This is a genomic window from Streptomyces sp. NPDC038707, from assembly GCF_040636485.1.
Classification (GTDB): domain Bacteria; phylum Actinomycetota; class Actinomycetes; order Streptomycetales; family Streptomycetaceae; genus Streptomyces.
Genome location: NZ_JBEZUP010000011.1, coordinates 132,648 through 152,126, shown reverse-complemented (window position 1 = coordinate 152,126; position 19,479 = coordinate 132,648). Strand labels below are relative to the sequence as shown.

Here is a 19,479-nt window from a genome sequence, read left to right as displayed (position 1 = left end):
GAGGGCCACTGGGCCGTCCCCGGCCCGCAGTCGTATGACAGGAGATTTGGACAGGTGCAGCTCGTAGTCGCACGGATCGGCCGTGCCCATGGCATCAAGGGCGAGGTCACCGTCGAGGTACGTACCGACGAGCCGGAGCTCAGGCTCGCCCCCGGCGCCGTACTCGCCACGGAGCCCGCTTCCGCCGGACCGCTGACCATCGCCACGGGGCGGGTGCACAGCGGCCGCCTCCTGCTGCGCTTCGAGGGCGTCACCGACCGCACCGCGGCCGAGGCCCTGCGCAACACCCTGCTGATCGCCGAGGTGGACCCGGAGGAACTGCCGGAGGACGAGGACGAGTACTACGACCACCAGCTGGTCGACTTGGACGTGGTCACCGTGGACGGCACGGAGGTCGGCCGGATCACCGAGATCTCCCACCTGCCCCACCAGGACCTGTTCATCGTGGAGCGCCCGGACGGCAGCGAGGTGATGATCCCGTTCGTGGAGGAGATCGTCACCGAGATCGACCTGACCGAGCAGCGGGCGGTCATCACGCCGCCGCCGGGCCTGATCGACGACCGCGCCGAGATCGCCTCCTCCCGGGACGAGGACGCATGAGGCTCGACGTCGTCACGATCTTCCCCGAGTACCTGGAACCGCTGAACGTCTCCCTCGTCGGCAAGGCACGCGCGCGGGGACAGCTCGACGTCCACGTGCACGACCTGCGGAGCTGGACGTACGACCGGCACAACACGGTGGACGACACACCGTACGGCGGCGGCCCCGGCATGGTCATGAAGACCGGCCCCTGGGGCGAGGCCCTCGACACCGTCCTCGCCGACGGCTACGAGTCCGGCGCCCACGCCCCCGCGCTGATCGTGCCCACGCCCAGCGGCCGCGCGTTCACCCAGGAACTGGCCGTCGAACTCTCCGAACGCCCCTGGCTGATCTTCACCCCGGCCCGCTACGAGGGCATCGACCGGCGCGTCATGGACGAGTACGCGACCCGCCTGCCGGTCTACGAGGTCTCCATCGGCGACTACGTCCTGGCCGGCGGCGAGGCGGCCGTCCTGGTCGTCACGGAGGCCGTCGCCCGGCTGCTGCCCGGCGTCCTCGGCAACGCCGAGTCCCACCGCGACGACTCCTTCGCCCCCGGCGCGATGGCCAACCTCCTGGAAGGCCCGGTCTACACCAAGCCGCCCGTCTGGCGCGGCCGGGACATCCCCGAGGTGCTGCTCAGCGGCCACCACGGCAAGATCGCCCGCTGGCGCCGCGACGAGGCCCTGAAGCGTACGACCGCCCACCGGCCCGACCTGATCGAGCGCTGCGACCCCAAGGCCTTCGACAAGAAGGACCGCGAGATGCTCTCCATCCTGGGCTGGGAACCGGACCCGGACGGGGATCCGTACGGCCGATTTTGGCGCCGCGCCGAGGGCGTGGAAGAATAGGCCGCTGTTGTGCGTCCGTCCGGCGAGCGCCCCTGCCACAGGGGGATACGACGCCCGCCCCGATCCGCACGGCAGTCCTCCTGGAACCCCTAGTTTCCGTTGATGACCTGTGGCATCAACGAGGAAAGCAGACGAAATGTCTCACCTGCTCGACTCCGTCGACTCCGCGTCGCTGCGCAGCGACATCCCGGCCTTCCGTCCGGGTGACACCGTCAACGTCCACGTGCGCGTCATCGAGGGCAACCGCTCCCGTGTGCAGCAGTTCAAGGGCGTTGTGATCCGCCGCCAGGGCTCCGGTGTCCGCGAGACCTTCACGGTCCGCAAGGTCTCGTTCTCCGTCGGCGTCGAGCGCACCTTCCCGGTGCACACCCCGATCGTCGAGAAGATCGAGCTGGTCACCCGTGGTGACGTGCGCCGCGCCAAGCTGTACTACCTCCGTGACCTGCGCGGCAAGGCCGCGAAGATCAAGGAGAAGCGCGAGAGCTGAGCGCTCTGACGGTTCACAGCGGGGCCGGATAGCATCTGGCTCCGATGGACACCGAAGCACAGCCGACCGAACGCGACCGCTCCTCCCACCCCGGTTCCCCGGGGGCGGAGGGCCGGTCGCGTTTCGCGTCGGTGGCCCGGCTCGCCGACTGGCTCCCGGGCGGCCGGATCACCCTCACCCTCCTCGCCGGCCTGGCGTTCCTGCTGGTCCTCAACGCCTTCGTGGTGCAGCCGTTCCAGATTCCGAGCGGCTCCATGGAGCAGGGGCTGAGGATCGGGGACCGCGTCCTCGTGAACAAGCTCGCGTACCGCTTCGGTGCCCGGCCCGGCCGCGGTGACGTGATCGTGTTCGACGGAACCGGGTACTTCGGGGACGCCGACTACGTCAAGCGGGTCGTCGGGGTAGGCGGAGACCACGTGGTCTGCTGTGACAAGCGGGGGAGGCTCGAGGTGAACGGCCGTCCGGTCGACGAGACCTCGTTCCTCTATCCGGGGGACAGCGCTTCCAGCGTGCCCTTCGACGTCGTCGTCCCGGCGGGCCGGCTGTTCGTCCTCGGCGACCACCGCAGCGACTCCAGCGACTCCCGGGACCACCTCGGCTCGCCCGGCGGCGGCATGATCCCCGTGGGGGAGGTCATCGGCCGGGCCGACTGGATCCTGTGGCCGTACCGCCACTGGACGCACCTGACCCGGCCGTCCGCCTACGCGGGCGTGCCCGACGCCCCGGCGGAGGGCGGCCATGGGTAACCGCGGCAAGCCGCGCCGGGTGCCCGCCGGCCCCGCCGACAACCCGCTGCCCACCGGGGGCCGCCGCGCCTCCGCGCCCGGCGGCGGCCGCACCCGCGCGGAGCGCCGCAGGCTCCAGCGCAAGGTCAAGCGCAAGCGCAGACGCTCGGCCGTCCGGGAGATCCCCCTCCTGGTGGGCGTCGCCGTCCTCATCGCCCTCGTCCTGAAGACCTTCCTCGTCCAGGCCTTCGTGATCCCGTCCGGGTCCATGGAGCAGACCATCCGGATCGGCGACCGGGTCCTGGTCGACAAGCTCACCCCCTGGTTCGGCGCCGAACCCGAGCGCGGGGACGTCGTCGTCTTCCACGACCCGGGCGGCTGGCTCCAGGACGAGCAGACCGCCAAGAAGAACGACCCGGTCGTCCTCAAGCAGCTCAAGGAAGGGCTCGGCTTCATCGGCCTGCTGCCGTCCGACAACGAGAAAGACCTGATCAAACGGGTCATCGGAGTCGGCGGCGACCATGTGAGGTGCTGTGACGCACAGGGCCGCGTCACCGTCAACGGCGTACCGCTCACCGAGGGCGACTACCTCTATCCGGGTGACCAGCCCTCCGCCACGCCCTTCGACATCACCGTCCCCGAGGGCCGGCTGTGGGTCATGGGCGACCACCGGGGCAACTCCGCGGACTCCCGCTCCCACCAGGACACCCCCTACGGCGGCACGGTCTCCGTGGAATCGGTGGTCGGGCGGGCCATGGTCATCGGCTGGCCGGCCGGCCACTGGACGCGCCTCGCGGAACCTAAAACCTTCGCAAGCGTCCCCGACTCGGCGTCGGGGACGGCCGCCGTTCCCCAGGTGTCGCATAGGGTTGCCCCGGAGAATCGGAACGGAATGACACGGCTTGCGACCCCTGCGGAACTCCCGCTCGTTATGGGAGTGGTGGGCCTGCGCAGTGTGTGGGGCAGGCAGCGGCACAGAGTGAGGAGTTGGCGTGGGGGATGTGGCGGTTGGCGCACGATCCGGGCACGACGGCGAGGAGCACCGCGGACACCCCGGGGAACCGGACGTGCCCGTACCGGACGGCACCGTGAACTCCGGGAATGACCGCGCGGACGGCGACGGGAACACGCCGGAGGGCGAGCCGCGTGACGGGACCGCGGCGCCGGTCGCGGGGGCGCGGCGGCCGAAGCAGTCGCGCTCCTTCTGGAAGGAGCTGCCGATCCTGATCGGCATCGCGCTGGTCCTGGCGCTGCTGATCAAGACGTTCCTGGTGCAGGCGTTCTCGATCCCGTCCGACTCGATGCAGAACACCCTCCAGCAGGGTGACCGGGTCCTGGTCGACAAGCTCACCCCCTGGTTCGGCTCCGAGCCCGAGCGCGGCGAGGTCGTCGTCTTCCACGACCCGGACAACTGGCTGGCGGGCGAGCCGACGCCGACCCCGAACCCGGTGCAGAAGGTCCTCAGCTGGGTCGGCCTGATGCCCTCGGCGGAGGAGAAGGACCTCATCAAGCGGGTGATCGGGGTCGGCGGCGACACGGTCGAGTGCAAGAACAGCGGCCCGCTGAAGGTCAACGGCAAGGCGCTGGACGAGCCGTACGTCTACCCGGGCAACACGCCGTGCAGCGTGGACGACCAGGGCGGCCAGTTCAAGGTGAAGGTGCCCAAGGGCTACATCTGGGTGATGGGCGACCACCGCCAGAACTCCCGCGACTCGCGGTACAACCAGTCCGACAGGAACCACGGCATGGTCCCCGTCGACAAGGTCGTCGGCCGTGCCATCGTCAAGGCCTGGCCCATCAACCGCTGGGGCACCCTGCCCGTCCCGGACACCTTCGACCAGCCCGGTCTCGACCGGCAGAGCTCCGCCGCCGCGTCCCTGACGGCGGCCCCGCAGGGCCTGGCCGTCGCCGCGGTGCTGCCGGTGGCGCTGTGGCGCCGCCGGCGCGCCGGGCGCGAGGCGGCGGGGCCGCAGCGGCCGACGACGGCGACCGGGAGCGGTCCCGCCGAGCTGTGACCCCCGGCCGGGCCGGAGCCCGCGGCCGGCCGGTGGACGCGGCCGTTCGGGAGGCGCGTCCGCTCCGGTTCTCAATGCCCGGCACCGGTGCCCTGGCCCTGTTGATGCTCCGGCCGGCTCGGCCGTTCCCGACGGTGGTCGCGGTCGAGAGGAAGGGGCTGCCCTCGTTCGGTACCGCCGGGTAGGGTGCGGGTCCATGGGTGGCGAGAGCATGACGCGTACGGCCCCGTCGGGCGGCGGCACCGGTACGGCACGGGACGGCGGCGGCCGGCTCGGGCAGCGGCTGTCCGGAGTGGCGGTGGCGCTCGGGCTGGTGCTGTTCCTGGGCGGCTTCGCGTGGGCGGCGGTGGTCTACCGGCCGTACACCGTTCCGACCGGCTCCATGTCCCCCACCATCGCCGCCGGCGACCGGGTACTGGCCCAGCGGGTCGACGGCGACGAGGTGCGCCGCGGTGACGTGGTGGTCTTCGAGGACAAGAACTGGGTCGCCAACTCCAAGGTGGTCAAGCGCGTGGTGGCCGTGGGCGGTGACACCGTGTCCTGCTGCACCGGCGGCAAGCTGACCGTCGACGGCAAGCCGATCGAGGAGCCCTATCTGCCCGAGGGCAGCCAGGCCGAGCTGAAGGGCTTCGGCACGGTGACCGTCCCCGAGGGCCGGCTGTTCCTCCTCGGCGACGAACGCCAGGGCTCCCTGGACTCCACCGCCCACCTCAGCGAGGCGGCGCGGGGCACCGTCTCCCGCGACGCCGTCTCGGCCCGCGTGGACGCCGTCGTCTGGCCCTGGAAGGGCATGCTGGAGCGCCCCACCGGCTTCGAGACACTGGGCGCCCTCTCCGAGCCGGGCCCGCTGCGCACGCTGCAGGTGCTGATCGTGGCCGGCGCGGTGCTGGTCCTCGGCGGCGGCGCCTACGGTCCGATCGCGACCCGCCTCGGCCGCTCCCGCACCGCCCCGCCCCGCCAGGAGACGGCCGGTGCCCGCTGAGACGACGCGGCCGAAGGAGGAGCCGCACGAGGACGGGGTGCCGTACGAGGACGAGGCGCCGCACGAGGGCGCGGGGGGCCCGCGCAAGGTGGCGCGGGTGGTGCTGCTCGACCCCCAGGACCGCATCCTCCTCCTGCACGGCCATGAGCCGGACGACCCGGACGACGACTGGTGGTTCACGCCCGGCGGCGGACTGGAGGGCAGCGAGACACGCGAGGAGGCCGCGCTGCGGGAACTCGCGGAGGAGACCGGCATCACCGACGTCCGACTGGGCCCGGTGCTCTGGCGGCGACGGTGCTCGTTCCCGTTCGCGGGCCGCCGCTGGGACCAGGACGAGTGGTACTACCTGGCCCGTACCAGCCAGACGGCCACCGCCGCGACGGGGCTGACGGAACTGGAGCGGCGCAGCGTCGCCGGAGCGCGCTGGTGGACGTGTCGGGAACTGGCCCGGGCACGTGAGACGGTGTATCCGACCAGACTCGCCGAGCTGCTGCGCACGCTGCTCGACGAAGGCCCCCCGGCCAGCCCCGTGACCCTCGACACGGAAATCGTCTGAGGGCCCCTCGGACTGGCGCACAATGGTGGGATCGCACGGCTGAAGGGGAACATGCCATGAGCGCCGAGGACCTCGAAAAGTACGAGACCGAGATGGAGCTGAAGCTCTACCGGGAGTACCGAGATGTCGTCGGTCTGTTCAAATACGTGATCGAGACCGAGCGGCGTTTCTATCTCACCAACGACTACGAGATGCAGGTGCACTCGGTCCAGGGCGAGGTGTTCTTCGAGGTCACCATGGCCGACGCCTGGGTCTGGGACATGTACCGCCCGGCTCGCTTCGTCAAGCAGGTGCGAGTCCTCACGTTCAAGGATGTGAACATTGAGGAGCTGAACAAGAGCGACCTGGAGCTGCCGGGCGGCTGATGACCCGCGGCTTCCGGAAGACCGAACTCGTTCGGGTGACGGAGTTTTCCACAACCGGCCAGTAGTCCCCCAAGATCAACAGCGGGGGCCGGGATGCGTGACGGTGGGCGCCGAGGAGGTGCCGACATGAACGCACGAGAGGCAATCGGCAAATACGGCGAGGACCTGGCCGCCCGGCGGCTCGCCGAGGCCGGCATGACGATCCTGGAGCGCAACTGGCGCAGCGGACGGTCCGGCGAGATCGACATCGTGGCGCGGGACGGGGACGCGCTCGTCGTCTGCGAGGTGAAGACCCGCAGGGGCGGTTCCTACGAACATCCGATGGCCGCGGTGACCCCCGAGAAGGCGGCCCGGCTGCGCGCCCTCGCCGAACACTGGATCCAGGCCCACGGCGGAGCCCCGCCGGGCGGCGTCCGCATCGACCTCGTCGGCGTCCTCCTGCCCCGCCGGGGCGCGCCCTCCGTCGAGCACGCACGGGGGGTGGCCTGAATGGCGTTCGCCCGCACCTGCTCCGTCGCCCTGGTCGGCGTCGAGGGCGTCGTCGTGGAGGTCCAGGCCGACCTGGAACCCGGAGTGGCGGCCTTCACCCTGGTCGGCCTCCCCGACAAGAGCCTGACAGAAAGCCGCGACCGGGTACGGGCGGCGGTGGTGAACTCGGGCGGCGAGTGGCCGCAGAAGAAGCTCACCGTCGGACTCAGCCCGGCCTCGGTCCCCAAGGCCGGCTCGGGCTTCGACCTGGCCGTGGCCTGTGCGGTGCTCGGTGCCGCCGAACGGATCGATCCCCGTGTCCTCGCCGACATCGTCATGATCGGAGAGCTGGGCCTGGACGGCCGGGTGCGTCCGGTACGGGGCATCCTGCCGGCCGTCCTCGCGGCGGCCGACGCCGGGTACGAGCAGGTGGTCGTGCCCGAGTGCGCCGCCGCCGAGGCCTCGCTGGTCCCGGGGGTGTCCGTGCTCGGGGTGCGCAGTCTGCGGCAGCTCATCGCGGTCCTCGCCGAGGAGCCGGTACCCGACGAGGCACCGCACGAGCAGGGCCGCCCCGATCCCCTGCTGGCCGGGCTGCGGGTGCCCGGCACGGGCGCGGCCACCGGCATGCACAGCGCCGGCGCCGCGCAGCACGACCAGGACCACGACCTGGCGGACGTCGTGGGACAGACCGCCGCCCGCACGGCCGTGGAGGTGGCCGCCGCCGGTATTGGTAGGGGCGGATATCAGAAGCTGCGCAATGCCTCGACGCCACCTGCGGTCTCGCGACAGCAGATCGCTCGTCAGCGGGCGTGGACGTACCGCCTGCAGGGCTACAGAGAGGCGGCTGCGGAGGGGCGCTGCGGTCGATGTCCTGACCGACGGCAGGGGAGACAATCGACTGATACAGGTCGCCCATGCGCCGTAGGATGACGAGCACGTTGAGGGTAGGGGGACGGGTGTCATGGCGATGACTGGACAGGGTGACTCTGTCGCGGTGGAGCGTCGGCTGGGGCGAGCCGTCCTGTTCTTGCAGCAGCAGGCTCCCATGGTGACCAATAATGTAATCCGAGCCGATATTGCCACCCTGCTGCTAGCTGGCCAGGCAATGGACTTTGCATCGCGCATGCACGGCTATGGGCGAATCACAAATGCGCAGGCTATTCGACATTTTGCGAGACTGTCCGGGATTCCCGAGAGCATTCTTAGCCTACAGGTCCTCCCGGTGCTCAAACAGGCGAATGTAATCGACTTCACGCTTGACTCAGACGGTGTTGTTCAGAGTGTCGAAGAGTTCGTCGGGGTCGGCGGCACTGTAATCCAACAGACGTTCAGGGTTTTGGGGCAACTTAGGCCGTCTGAAGAGGAACTCGCACTCCTTCACAGTGTTGAGATCGCGTCGTGGGCTCCGCTGACCAAGACTCAGCATCTCGACCAGATCGTTCGACTCGGTATTTCAGACCGTGCGGCGGCGCGAGGTTTCGAGATCTCGCTGGCAACTTCTATAAACCGTCGAGTCTTCTCCAGCGACCTGAACGAGGATGTGATCTTCAACCCTCATGTTTGGGGGACCAATCAGATCCAGATGGCTTCATTTCTCCGCAACCTCCCTCCGGGAGAGCGTGATGCACTGCTTTCAATCTGCGAACAGGCGTCGACGAAGCCTGGGTCCACCCTCGATGCCGTTGGTGGGAATCCCAGCATTCTGAAGAGCGCTCGCAAAGTTGGATTGATTCAGACCGGAACGGTGAAGTCAAACGCTTCAGGGGTGCCTCTTTCACAGACCTACGTTTTTTCTCCTCTGATTCAGACCGCAGACGACCAGTCGACGACTACGGAAGCGCTGCATCTACGCAAGCTCTTCATTGCGCACATTCTCTTTGGGCGCGAGAAGGCCATGCTTGGCCGGGGACGGATCAATGATCCGGTCGTCCTGGTGTCAAAGCTCTTGAATTATGGCTCTGTCGGCCCGGCCACCAATATCGGAACCGACTACCATCTGTTGGAATCTCACGGTGTCGTGCAGGTTGAGGAACTTCCGAACGGTAGAGCCTTCCTCAAACTGGTCAAGGAAGAAATCGTTCGAGATGGCCTTGACTGGCTCAAGGCCAGCATCGGGAATGTTCCTGGAGAAGGCTCCTCCCTCAAAGTTGAGAACGCCCCCGGCATGTTTGTAACGCCGGAGGAGGACCGATCCAAGCTGGCGGATGACGCGGCCAGTGACGAGATCACCACCGCCACGATTCTTGAGTTGAGGAAGGAGGTCCAGCGTGCAGTCAGGAGCGAGAGCCCGTTCGGGCGCTAAAAAGACAGCAGCCCCCAGGACACCGCAACCTGGAGAACTCTTGGAGGCACGGGTTGCCCAGCTTTGGTTCTGGGAGGGCTTCTATTCGCGCTACGGAGTCAACCTGGAGCGCTACTATCAAGAGCCACTCCTGGTCACTGATCTAGATCTCTTCGCCTTCGACTTCACCCCTCACCTAGCGCAGATCAAACACATTGGGGAAGTTAAATCCGGAACGGGGAAGAGCGCGGAAAAGCCGCTTGATCGCCTTGTCTGGCTTCGTGGCCTTCGAGAGCTCGTCGGTGCAGACGCTGCGGAGCTGACGATTGCCAAAGGTGTTACCAGCCGCATTCGGCAGCTTGGTCGAAGCCTCGACGTGACGGCGCAGAGCGTCGAGGACTTTGAGCGCCGAGAAGGTAATGCCGTTGGGAAAATGGCAAACCTGGGGGCTCACGGCGTCGATGCTCTTACTCTGGAGCGGGATACCCGTGATGCATGCCGCGGTAATGCGGACCTCGATCGGGCATTCAAGTTCCTTCGCGGAGAGGTTCTGTTCCTTGAACCCTTCTTGGCGATCAAACAGCTCATCGATCTGTTGCAAGGGATCGGACGGCACTGGACTCCGCGGCTTCAGGATGGGGAGGCTCGAGCTGTCCGGTGGCTGGCTGCAGAGGGAGTCAGCATCCTCGCTCTGAAGCTGGTGGCCGCCGCTGCAACTGCGATGACCTTGAGTCGAGCTGATTGGGACCATCTAGTTGCCGAGCGCCTTGCCGAAGGCGCCGTTCCAATGCATCAGATGCGGAAAATTTCCGACGCGGTTGATAAGTATGTCGCCGGCGTACTTTCTGCTGTGAAAGTTGCCCCCGAAGTTCGTACCGAGGCGATTGGTGCGTTCCTCCCCGAGCCTCCGCATTATGCAGGCTCTCTCGCGGAGCTCTGTTGGAGATTCAAGGGTGATGCTCCGGTTGCTCGCGTATTTCCGCGACAGCTAGACCTTTTCGTCTTTGAGCGGCTGGTCAAACGTCGGGAAATCGATTCCTCCGTAGTCATGCGTCTGGGGCTTGGTCGGGACACGTTCGGGCATACGCGCCGCCTGATTGCTGCTTTCTTGCGATCGTGCGATGCAAGCTTTGACGAGCTAGATCGAGTTCTGACCAGCGAGGTAGGGGTGGGAGCTAGTTCCGGCGCCGAATCCCCTGCCACTCTGACGTCCTGACCTCCAGCTCGCGTTTCACGTAATTCCGCTCGGTCTTTATTGGTAGGGGGGATATCGCTAGTTGCGCAATGGGGTGCCCCGGCGGGCCAGCTCTGCCGCGTAGGCCGCCCACTGTCCGCCAGCCTTCCAGCGGTCAACTGAGGAAATGCTGATGCCGAGGAGCCGGTTGATGACGCTCTCGGGCAGGGCAGCGGCGAGGTCCCGAAGAGCGGCGTGCTGACTGGCACGAGCTGTGATCCCTTGCGCCTTCAGTCGTTGGAGGAGGGTTGCAGGGCTGAGGTGGCGCTCGGGGTGCCGGCCAGGAAACAGCCATGGACTGGTGCTGTCGCGTCCGATAGCGGAGTAGGCACGACGCTCGGCGGCCAGCTGGGTCACCAGTTCGCCGAAAGCACCGGGGAGGTGGAGCGGGTCTCGTCCGATAGCAAGATGGACGCCTGCCGCGGTCTGCAGCACTTGGTTGACGCGGATCTTCGCGATCGCCGTGGAGGACTGAGCGAAGAGCACCACCATCAGGCCGGCGACACGCAGGTCAAGAGGGATCGTGACGTCCGTCAGGAGCTTCTGGGACAGCTCGATCCGCTTCTCGGTGTCGAGGGGCGGTGTCGGGTTGGTGCGAGTCGGCGAGGGGACGATCAAGCCGGAAGCATGGCCGCGGGCAACCGCCCATTTCACAAACGGCCTGGCGTGAAGGTGTACGGACTTGCCCTCCGACAGCCACTGATCGATCTCTCGCTGGCTGCACTTGCCCAGGTCAGTGCCGTGATCGCGGAGCCACTTCATGAGACGAGCACCTTGTCGAACATTGACTCGTATGGTGTTGATCTGGTTGTAGGTGGCGGGGCGGCCGACGAGACGGCGCCGAAGGCGGCCGATCTGGTCCCACTGAGCGAATGCCTGCAGCAACTTGCGGTCGTCGGCGTCCGAGACGTCGTCGAAGATCTTGGCCAGCGACTGTTTCAGGGCCACCATTTGTTCATCGCGGTGCGGCAGGGCGCCCGCCGTGATTAGGACTCCTCGCAGGTAGTCGACGGCTTTGCTGCGGGGATACTGGTCAAGCGTGGAGTGGTCGACGGGGAAGCCGTCGGTTCCCAGCTGGGACAACACGCTGGCCGCTCTGGTCCTCGGCGCGATCCACGAGAGAACAGATCGCGGATCGGCTGCCGTGCTGAGAGCTTCGAACGCTGTCTCCATGCCGGGGCGGATGACGCCGTCAGACGTGGCCAGGAGCTCGTTGAGGCGGCGGATGCAGGCGCAACGAGGGCAGAGTCCGTGGTGCCAGAGGACGGCGGACTCGCCGCAGCCGATGCAGGTGCGGTAGGCGACCGGGTCCTTGGTGAAACAGGTGTGACAGAGGTAGCCGTCGGGGGTGCGGGCACGGGGATAGAAGGTTCTGCCGCACTGGTAGCAGGGGTGCTTGACCTGGTAGCACGTCTCGCAGCGGGGTGTTGAGGTACTGGCTCCGATGCAGGGCCGACGCCGGCCGCAGAGGCAGCACCGATCGACAGGCAGGCGGTAGCAAGATCGGCAGAGTGGCCCGTCGGGCGTTCGCCTCCCGACCTGGCGGTGGCGGCGGCACTGGATGCACTGCTCGAACTTCTCCGGATCATGGGCTGAGCACGTGCCGCAGAGAGCCCCGCCGCTGTCCGAGCGAGCCACGACCGGGCGGTCGTTGCCGCAGCCGGTGCAGGGCTGAGACCGTTCGGCGTCGTAGCAGCCGCGGCAGATCCGCATTCCGTTGTGGCCTTTGAATAACAGCGGCCGATCGGTTGAGCACTGCGGGCAAGCAGGGAGCACGATGCCGCTTGCGCCGATCTTGTGCACCTCGATGAGGAGCCGCATCAGGTGCGGTGAACCGTGGGCGCCCTCACCGGTCAGGAGACCGGGCCGGTCCTCGATCTCCCAAGAGACCTTGAGCAGGGCATACGGCTGCTTGTTGGAAGCCCGGATCGCGGCCTGGAGCTGTTCAGGCTCCAGCCCCGGAGCCAGGGGCGCGATCTGGTCGACCAGGCGGGCGACGGGGTCCTCACCGTCGCCCGGTCGGCATCCGCGGCAGACAGGGCGTCCGTGCCTGTCCCGGCAGTTGACGTTGAGGGTGGAACCGCAGTCCGAACACGGTCGTGTGGTGGCCCGGAAGGCGGTCTTGCAGGGCTGGCAGATTCTGCGGCCGTCGAGCTTTTCGCTAAGCAAAGCGTCCTGCGTGCCGCATTTCGGGCAACGCGGGGCGACCAGGCGCTGGGCGCCCATCGCTTTCAGTGCGTGGATCAACTGGTCGACGGCCACCGGCCCGTCTGCCCGGCCGCTCGTGAGCAGGCCTGGATCGCCTTCCAGAGCACGGGCGACGCGGCGACGCTTGGTCCGGGCGACGCATGTGTTCGCTACGGCCGTACGAATCACGGACTCCCCGAGCCGGGGCTCGGCCTGGCGGACGGCGGCCACGATCGTGGCGGTAACGCTCGCGACGGAAGCTGGTTCCGGCAGGGGGGTTGCCATCAAGAATCGGCTCCCGAGATCCGAGCTCGCTTCGGGCGGAAGGCCCCGACTCCGGGATCGACGGCCAGTTCGGCGCCGGCGGCCTTGCGCGGCCGGGCGGCCGCGGTGACCGGCTCGATCAGTTCGTCCATCGGGCAGCCGAGGATGTCGAGCAGGGCCATGAGGACCTTCATGCTCAATCGCTCGGGCTTCTCCGTCACGAGCCGATAGACCTGGCTGGTGGACAGGTTGATCCCGCGTTCGGCGAGCAGAGGCTGCAGGGCAGTGGTGGAGTACATGCCCCTCTTGGCCATGAGCTCGCGCAAGTGCCACTGGTAGTCAAGTTTCGAGGGCATCGTCATCCCATCGGGGCGAGGGTCTGATTCAGGTGCTGACGCATCATCGTGTTCATGAAGTCGCCGCTGACGGACGTGTAGATCGCGGTTGTGGACTTGAAACGGTGTCCGACCTGCTGCTGTACGAAGGTCTCGTCGGCGCCGTCTTCGATCAGATGGGTCACGTAACTGTGCCGCAGGCAGTGAGGCACCAGTTCCTCGGCGAGTCCCATGTCTTTGCGATAGTCGGCGAAGCGGTCGTCGATCTCCCGTGGCCTGACGCGGCCGCCTCGCTCGGTCACCCAGAGGGCGGGGTGGTCCGGATAGCCGAAGCGAGGGCGGATGTTGATGACGTAGTCCTCGACGGCCTCGACTGCCCAGTCCATCAGAGACAGAACCTCTCGTCGGCGATAGGCCGATCCTCGAGTGCGCTTGCCGTATCGGACCTGGAGACCGCCGTAGCGGCCGAACTCCGGGGCCTTAGGATTGCGATGGAAGTCCGTTAGGTCCAGCCGCGAGGCCTCTGTGCGGCGAAGGCCCCACGCGTAGATCACTTTGAACATCGTGGCGTCGCGGTAGGCGTGCAGAGCCCCCTTCCGACCCTTGCGGAGCACCCGCTCGACCCGGTCGTCGCAGTAGTCGAAGAAGGCCTGCAATTCCTTCCGGGTGAAGGGCCGACGGTCTTCGTCCCCCTCGTAGTCGACCAGGTGGGCGACGGTGTTCCACTCGTGGCAGATCTGCACCGGATGCGTACCGAAGCGTTCCTCACACTCCTCAGCCCACCGGTAGTGCGGATTGATCAGGTAGTCGCAGAACAGCCTGATCGCAGACTGGTAGTTGCGGATCGTGGAGGGCTTCCGGTGCAGCTCAGCGACCAGATGGCTCGACCAGTCGTCCATGTGGCCGGCGTTCCAGTGCCACGGGTACTCACCCGCAAAATCCATGAAGTCACGTACGCGCGCCTGCCGGTCGCTGACCGTCTTGTGCTCAAGATTCCGGCCGCCTCGTTGCTGCCGGTACCAACCATCGAGCATCGCGTCGAAGACCGCGTCCTCGGGATGCAGGAGGGTTACGCCCGAGACGAGCTGCAACCGCGCGGACCCTTCCGGTTCATGCCGATCTGACACCAAGACTCCCTTGCCGCTGACCGACCGAATCATGCATCGAATGCACGATGGTTGGCAAAGTGCCTGGTGGTGGCCTTGAGGGGGAGGGTGTAGATGCTCTAGCGTTTGCGCAGATCGGCCGGTTAGGGCGCTGAGCGTTCGTGCATCAGATGCAATTCCGCCCGGTTAGGACACCACCTGTTCCTGGAGGGTCCGCCCGGCGCGGGCAAGACCATGCTCGCCGAGCGCCTGCCCGCCGTCCTCCCCCTGCTCACCCGAGTGGAGTCGCTGGAGGTCACGGCCGTGCACTCGGTCGCCGGTCTGCTGCCCCCGGGCAAGCCGCTCATCGACGTCGCTCCCTACTGCGCGCCGCACCACTCGGCCACCATGCAGTCGCTCGTCGGCGGCGGTCCCGGCATCGCCCGGCCCGGGGCGGTGTCCCTGGCCCACCGCGGGGTGCTCTTCCTGGACTTTTCCGTACGCCCTCTGTGTCACCTGATAGTCCGCCAGTAGGAACCTTCTGCCCGTTACGGACTGATTTACCGAACGCGCTGGAAGCATCCCGCACGTAGCAACATGACGAGCGGGAGCTGATGTGCGTACGGGGATGGTCCTGCAGGACCTGCGGGTGCAGACGTTGCCTGCGGGCGGTGGGTGGTCGTACGCGATTCTGTGGCCCGACGGCACGGTCGACGAGGAATCGGACGGGTTCCTGCGTCAGTTCGATGGGTCGGGCACGCAGCGGACGTACGCGTACCACCTCGTCGATCACCTGCGCTGGCGTGTCCGGGAAGGGCTGTCGACCGAGACGGTGCGGCTCCTGGACCTCCATCGCTACATGGGGGCGATCGGCGCGAAGGTGATGATGCCCCACGGGCAGCCGTGGCGGGTTCCGCCGAAGCGCCCCTGCGGGGACTCGGCGCTTCAGGTGGCTGCGGCGTGTCTGAAAGGCTTCTACCTGCACGTCTGCGCTGGCGGTGGGGTCAACGACGCGTTGGTGGCCGAGTTCACCGGGAGACGGCTGCCGACGAAGGCCGACCGGGGCCGGGCCTTCCTGGGGCACGTGAAGCAGTCGATGCCGGCCAACCCTCTGGGTCCGCGTCGGCCCGCCAAGCGCCGACATCCGAAGATGCTGCCCGACGGAGCCCGGCAGGACCTTCTGGGCGCCGTGAACACAGCTCGCGACCGGATGATGGTGACCTGGCTGTCCGATACCTCGATGCGGATCGGAGGGCTGACGGGCCTCCACCTGTCGGATCTGCACCTGCGCGAGAACGCGGAGTGCGGGGACTGCAAGGCACCGCACGTCCATGTCTGTCATCGCAGGGGCAATCCCAACCGGGCAGCGGCGAAGATCAAGCCGGACTGGTCGGTGGTCGACGGAGTGGTGACCAAGGGGGAGATCTACCTGGTCAGCCCGGCGATGATCAGCAGCTACTTCGAATACATGACCACGGAATACAGGCGGTATGCCTCCGCGCACGGCATGCTGCTGATCCAGCTGTCGGGCCCTCGCCGGGGCGAGCCGTGGACCGCGGACGCGGCGCGAAGCGTGTTGCGCCGGGCGGGGCGCCGGGCCGGCCTGCCGGGACGGATCAAACCGCAGGCATTCCGCCACCAGTTCACCAACGACGTCATGGACGTCACCGACGGGGACAGCATGATCGCCAAGACGGTCGGCAACTGGGCGTCGGCCAAGATGGTCGACGAGGTCTACGGGCACCCGGATCTGCACTCTCCCGAGTTCGGCGCGGCCCTGCAGACGGTCTGGGGCGAGACCGAGTGAGTCATCGCCTTCCGCTTCTTCCGGTCGTCGGGGCCGGAACCTCGCCGCAGACGCGCACGACCACCGACCGGCTCGAACTCCTGGAGGCGCTGATCGCGGCCCCGGGATTCGATCCCGTGTTCCGCAGCGACGTGATCACGGTTGGCCCCGACCATCCCGCCTTCGGATGGCGGTGTCGTGTCGATGGATGCGCGCGGGGCCGTGAGACCGCCCGGGACTTCTGCTGCACCCACGACAGGGAATGGGGCGAGTGGCAGCGGGCGGGCGGGAACATCGTCGGCTTCAGGGACCAAGCGCAACCGCTCAAGCCTCGCGGGGGACGGGGCCGGACACCCTGTCTGATCTGCCCTCACGCCTTGGCCTACGGCGGCGACGGGCTCTGCTACCTGCACACCGAGAACCTCGTCTCCTGGCAGGCCTACCAGCGGAAGAAGGGCAGGCCCGACGGCATCGATGTGTTCCTGATCGGCCGGAAACCGTATCCGGACTTCGGGAAATGCCAGGTGGTCGCCTGCGCGGACCCGGCGGCACACTGGCTCGGCTTGTGTTTCGTGCACAGGTCGCGCTACCAGGCTGCCGGCCTGCCGGGCGGAGCCCGATGCGTGGGTGCGGCCGGCAAGCACGTAACTGCGGAGCCACAGAAGATCGTTTACGAGGACCGGGCGGCGTTCGGGCGCTGGTGCGTTCAAGAGGACCCGATCGCGCGAATGGACGGAAGGCTGTCCCTGCTCGGACTGCGACCACTGGTGCGGGCGGAGATCAAATGGACGATCGTCCAGCACATCCAGGGCCCATCCGAAGGGGCCCACTGGCCGCTGACGTTCGTACAGCATGTGGTGAACTACTGCCGCCGTCACGACGTCTCCTCACTGGCGGACCTTGATCTTGATCGGTTCCGGCAGGACTCCGTCAACAAGGCGAAGATCGCCAGGCGGATGCTCCGGTATCTGCAGCTGCTCTACTTCACGCGGGAAGACACGAAGGAGTACGGCTACATCGAGCTGGACCACTTCGGTGTCCGGCTCAAACAGAGCGCGGGCCACATCGACCTGACCGGGGTCTCGCAGCGGTGGCTGCGTGATCTTCTCTGGGAGTGGCTCGAGCACCGGCTGCTGACCGACCCGCCGCGGAGCATCACCCCGATCGCGAACTCCAAGCGCGGCTGCATGGAACTGTCCGCCTTCTTGGAAAGCCGTGCTCCGGAGGGAGGCCACGACCCCTCGTTCCTGACACGGCAGCACATGCTCGATTTCGTATCCGACCAGCGCTACCGGGCGGCGCACGGACTGAAGTCCTTGGCCATCCACGACATCCGCACGGGCGAACCCAACGCGATCAACACCGCAACCATCAGCCGGGTTTTCGACGGGGCCCGGCAGGTTCTGCGCGCGGCCATGGAAAACGGCCGGGCACCGCAGCTCGGAGTGGACAATGCGTTCGTCGTCGCCCTTCCCCACGGAGGGAACAAGCGGGGCGGGCGCCGCAAGCCGTTCTCCGACGAGATCGCCCGAGCGTTGGCCAACGGGCCCAACCTCCAGCGGCTGGACGACATGGACGTCGAGGATCGCGGGCTGCGGCTGGTCTGGGAAGCGTTGGTGATGACCGGGCGCCGCTGCAGCGAGGTCCTCGAAGTGCGGCTGGAGTGCATCGGCCGCTACAAGGACCTGCCGATGTTCTGGCACGACCAGACCAAGGTCGGGAACATGGACGAGGGCATCCGCATCCCGGAGCGGCTCTTCCACGCGATTGAGCAGCGTCAGGCCAAGACCGTCGCCCGATTCGTCCAGCGGCACGGACGACCGCCGACCGCGCGGGAGCGGTTGGAGATCGCCCTGTTCCCGCGGCGCGGAACCAACCGGTCACTCCTCAAGAGCGTCAGCTATGCATGGTTCCAGACCCGGTTCAGCAAGTGGGTGGCAACTCTTGATCTCGCCCATTGCGTCGCACATCAGGCCCGCCACACTTTGGCGACCAACCTCCTCAAGGCCGGCGCGAACCTCACCCACGTGAAGCGCTATCTCGGCCAGGTCTCCGACGCAATGGCCGAGCACTACGTTCACCTCGCGAACACTGACCCCAAGCTCGAACAGGCACTCAACACCGTCTGGGTCGCAGGACCGGGCTCGGCGGAGCCGGGCCTGGTCCTGTCCGCCGGCGAGGACATGACCCGTGAGCAGGCCGAGGCCCTCGCGATCGACCTCACCCGCCGTTCCACCCCTGCCGAGGGCGGGTTCTGCACCTTTCAGCCAGTCGTCAACGGTGAGGCCTGCCCCTGGAACGTGGACTGCCACAACTGCGACAAGTTCGTCCTCTCCGGCGCCGACCTCGTCTACTGGCACCGCAAACGCGAGCAATGGCGCACGGTCGCCGAGGGCGCCGACGACCCCAAGGTCGCCGACTACCTCCACGGGCTCTTCGAGCCCACCGCCCGCGCGATTGACGGCCTGGAGAAGGCCTTGGCCGCTGTCGGGCTCCTGGACGAGGCCCTCGCCCTTGACCTGCGTCGGCCTCAGGACTACTTCGGCCGCGTCTGGAGCACTGTTTTTCGCGCCCAGGAACTCGCCCGCCATGAAACCGAGACCGACGAGGAAGCCGCGTGAGACCGGAGTCCACGGCAGCAGCCATCGCAGCCCGCCGCACCCAGACTCGGCAGAAGCTCGAACAGGTCGCCACCGCGATCGGTCAGCTCCGCCGCGAACGCGGCAGGCCCACGATCCGCGGCATTGCCCAGCGCGCGGGCGTGTCTGCCACGTTCCTCTACGAGAACACCGAGGCTCGCATGCTCGTGGCGAACGCCGTCGCCGACAGCCGCAGCCGCCACGACCGTCAGGCCCAGCAGCAGCACGATCAGATCGAGGCGACCTGGCGCGAACGCGCGTTGAACGCCGAGGCCGAGCTCACCCGCACCCAGAATGAGGTCCTGTCCCAGCGGCAGCGGATCGGCGAGCTCATGGGACAGATCCGCGACTTCGACCAGATGGTTCCCGGCGAGTCCCTTCAGGCCCTGACCGCCGAGAACACCACCCTCAAGCACCGCGTCCAACAGCTCACCCGAGAACACCGCACCCTCCAGGAACGACTCGAGGGAGCCCGCTCTAACCTCCGCTTCGCCGATAAGCGCATCGCCGCCCTCGAAGTCCGACTTCTGGAGCAGACACTCACCCCTGGCGGTCGGGATTGACGGAAACCGGACAGCAGTCAGGATCGAGAGCCCTATGATCACTGAGATCGTAATCGGGTGATCGCTGACGGTGACCT

The 19,479-nt window shown here is 67.3% G+C and carries 18 protein-coding genes and 2 pseudogenes; 17 read left to right on the top strand and 3 right to left on the bottom strand.

Going from position 1 to position 19,479, the window contains the following annotated elements; all coding sequences use genetic code 11:
- The first annotated feature begins 54 nt into the window (after positions 1 to 54).
- The 13 genes and pseudogenes from rimM (at position 55) to AB0E62_RS17605 (ending at position 10,525) form a co-directional block, all read left to right on the top strand.
- The gene (rimM, locus tag AB0E62_RS17665; protein ID WP_362193803.1) at positions 55 to 600 is read left to right on the top strand and encodes a ribosome maturation factor RimM; all 546 of its coding nucleotides are present in this window, start codon (positions 55 to 57) and stop codon (positions 598 to 600) included.
- Complete coding sequence (gene trmD, locus AB0E62_RS17660) at positions 597 to 1,430, top strand: tRNA (guanosine(37)-N1)-methyltransferase TrmD (RefSeq protein ID WP_362193800.1); 834 nt, start codon at positions 597 to 599, stop codon at positions 1,428 to 1,430. Before rimM ends, trmD begins: the two co-directional genes overlap by 4 nt.
- A gap of 136 nt (positions 1,431 to 1,566) precedes the next feature.
- Positions 1,567 to 1,917: a 50S ribosomal protein L19 gene (gene rplS / locus AB0E62_RS17655; RefSeq protein ID WP_069778487.1), complete on the top strand. Its 351-nt coding sequence runs from the start codon at positions 1,567 to 1,569 to the stop codon at positions 1,915 to 1,917.
- Positions 1,918 to 1,961: 44 nt separating this feature from the next.
- Positions 1,962 to 2,663 (top strand): signal peptidase I, encoded by a 702-nt coding sequence (lepB, locus tag AB0E62_RS17650; RefSeq protein ID WP_362193797.1) that lies wholly within the window; start codon positions 1,962 to 1,964, stop codon positions 2,661 to 2,663.
- The gene (lepB, locus tag AB0E62_RS17645; protein WP_362193794.1) at positions 2,656 to 3,747 is read left to right on the top strand and encodes a signal peptidase I; all 1,092 of its coding nucleotides are present in this window, start codon (positions 2,656 to 2,658) and stop codon (positions 3,745 to 3,747) included. The genes lepB (AB0E62_RS17650) and lepB (AB0E62_RS17645) overlap by 8 nt, the downstream gene beginning before the upstream one ends.
- Positions 3,635 to 4,657: a signal peptidase I gene (gene lepB, locus AB0E62_RS17640; protein ID WP_362193792.1), complete on the top strand. Its 1,023-nt coding sequence runs from the start codon at positions 3,635 to 3,637 to the stop codon at positions 4,655 to 4,657. The genes lepB (AB0E62_RS17645) and lepB (AB0E62_RS17640) overlap by 113 nt, the downstream gene beginning before the upstream one ends.
- Positions 4,658 to 4,853: 196 nt before the next feature.
- Positions 4,854 to 5,639 carry a signal peptidase I gene (gene lepB / locus AB0E62_RS17635; RefSeq protein ID WP_362193790.1) on the top strand — a complete coding sequence of 262 codons (786 nt, stop codon included), beginning with the start codon at positions 4,854 to 4,856 and terminating at the stop codon, positions 5,637 to 5,639.
- Positions 5,640 to 5,676: 37 nt separating this feature from the next.
- Positions 5,677 to 6,195, top strand: a complete 519-nt coding sequence (locus AB0E62_RS17630; RefSeq protein ID WP_362194060.1) for an NUDIX hydrolase — start codon at positions 5,677 to 5,679, stop codon at positions 6,193 to 6,195.
- 56 nt (positions 6,196 to 6,251) lie between these two features.
- The gene (locus tag AB0E62_RS17625; protein WP_014675276.1) at positions 6,252 to 6,560 is read left to right on the top strand and encodes a DUF2469 domain-containing protein; all 309 of its coding nucleotides are present in this window, start codon (positions 6,252 to 6,254) and stop codon (positions 6,558 to 6,560) included.
- A 126-nt stretch (positions 6,561 to 6,686) separates the two neighbouring features.
- Positions 6,687 to 7,049 carry a YraN family protein gene (locus tag AB0E62_RS17620; RefSeq protein WP_362193788.1) on the top strand — a complete coding sequence of 121 codons (363 nt, stop codon included), beginning with the start codon at positions 6,687 to 6,689 and terminating at the stop codon, positions 7,047 to 7,049.
- A pseudogene (locus AB0E62_RS17615) lies at positions 7,050 to 7,754 on the top strand (magnesium chelatase domain-containing protein); the annotation flags it as partial. It lies immediately after the preceding gene.
- Positions 7,755 to 7,989: 235 nt separating this feature from the next.
- Positions 7,990 to 9,330, top strand: coding sequence for a hypothetical protein (locus tag AB0E62_RS17610; RefSeq protein WP_362193786.1), 1,341 nt, complete (start codon positions 7,990 to 7,992; stop codon positions 9,328 to 9,330).
- Positions 9,296 to 10,525, top strand: coding sequence for a hypothetical protein (locus tag AB0E62_RS17605; RefSeq protein ID WP_362193783.1), 1,230 nt, complete (start codon positions 9,296 to 9,298; stop codon positions 10,523 to 10,525). The genes AB0E62_RS17610 and AB0E62_RS17605 overlap by 35 nt, the downstream gene beginning before the upstream one ends.
- A gap of 57 nt (positions 10,526 to 10,582) precedes the next feature.
- On the opposite strand, the gene AB0E62_RS17600 is transcribed toward AB0E62_RS17605, so the two are convergent.
- From AB0E62_RS17600 to AB0E62_RS17590, 3 genes are read right to left on the bottom strand one after another with little or no spacing between them, the layout of a single operon-like run.
- Positions 10,583 to 13,015 (bottom strand): hypothetical protein, encoded by a 2,433-nt coding sequence (locus AB0E62_RS17600; protein ID WP_362193780.1) that lies wholly within the window; start codon positions 13,013 to 13,015, stop codon positions 10,583 to 10,585.
- On the bottom strand, positions 13,015 to 13,350 hold the full coding sequence (locus AB0E62_RS17595; protein ID WP_362194057.1) for a helix-turn-helix transcriptional regulator: 336 nt from the start codon (positions 13,348 to 13,350) through the stop codon (positions 13,015 to 13,017). The genes AB0E62_RS17600 and AB0E62_RS17595 overlap by 1 nt, the downstream gene beginning before the upstream one ends.
- Before the next feature lie 2 nt (positions 13,351 to 13,352).
- A complete protein-coding gene (locus tag AB0E62_RS17590) occupies positions 13,353 to 14,456 on the bottom strand; it encodes a tyrosine-type recombinase/integrase (protein WP_362193777.1) in 1,104 nt (367 codons plus the stop codon).
- Between the two features lie 168 nt (positions 14,457 to 14,624).
- On the opposite strand from AB0E62_RS17590, the pseudogene AB0E62_RS17585 reads away from it, so the two are divergent.
- From AB0E62_RS17585 to AB0E62_RS17570, 4 genes and pseudogenes are all read left to right on the top strand, one after another.
- Positions 14,625 to 14,906, top strand: a pseudogene (locus AB0E62_RS17585) (ATP-binding protein); the annotation flags it as partial.
- Between the two features lie 136 nt (positions 14,907 to 15,042).
- Positions 15,043 to 16,221 (top strand): integrase, encoded by a 1,179-nt coding sequence (locus AB0E62_RS17580; protein WP_362193774.1) that lies wholly within the window; start codon positions 15,043 to 15,045, stop codon positions 16,219 to 16,221.
- Positions 16,218 to 18,821, top strand: coding sequence for a site-specific integrase (locus AB0E62_RS17575; protein ID WP_362193771.1), 2,604 nt, complete (start codon positions 16,218 to 16,220; stop codon positions 18,819 to 18,821). The genes AB0E62_RS17580 and AB0E62_RS17575 overlap by 4 nt, the downstream gene beginning before the upstream one ends.
- Positions 18,818 to 19,402, top strand: coding sequence for a DUF6262 family protein (locus AB0E62_RS17570; protein WP_362193768.1), 585 nt, complete (start codon positions 18,818 to 18,820; stop codon positions 19,400 to 19,402). The genes AB0E62_RS17575 and AB0E62_RS17570 overlap by 4 nt, the downstream gene beginning before the upstream one ends.
- Positions 19,403 to 19,479 lie beyond the last annotated feature (77 nt).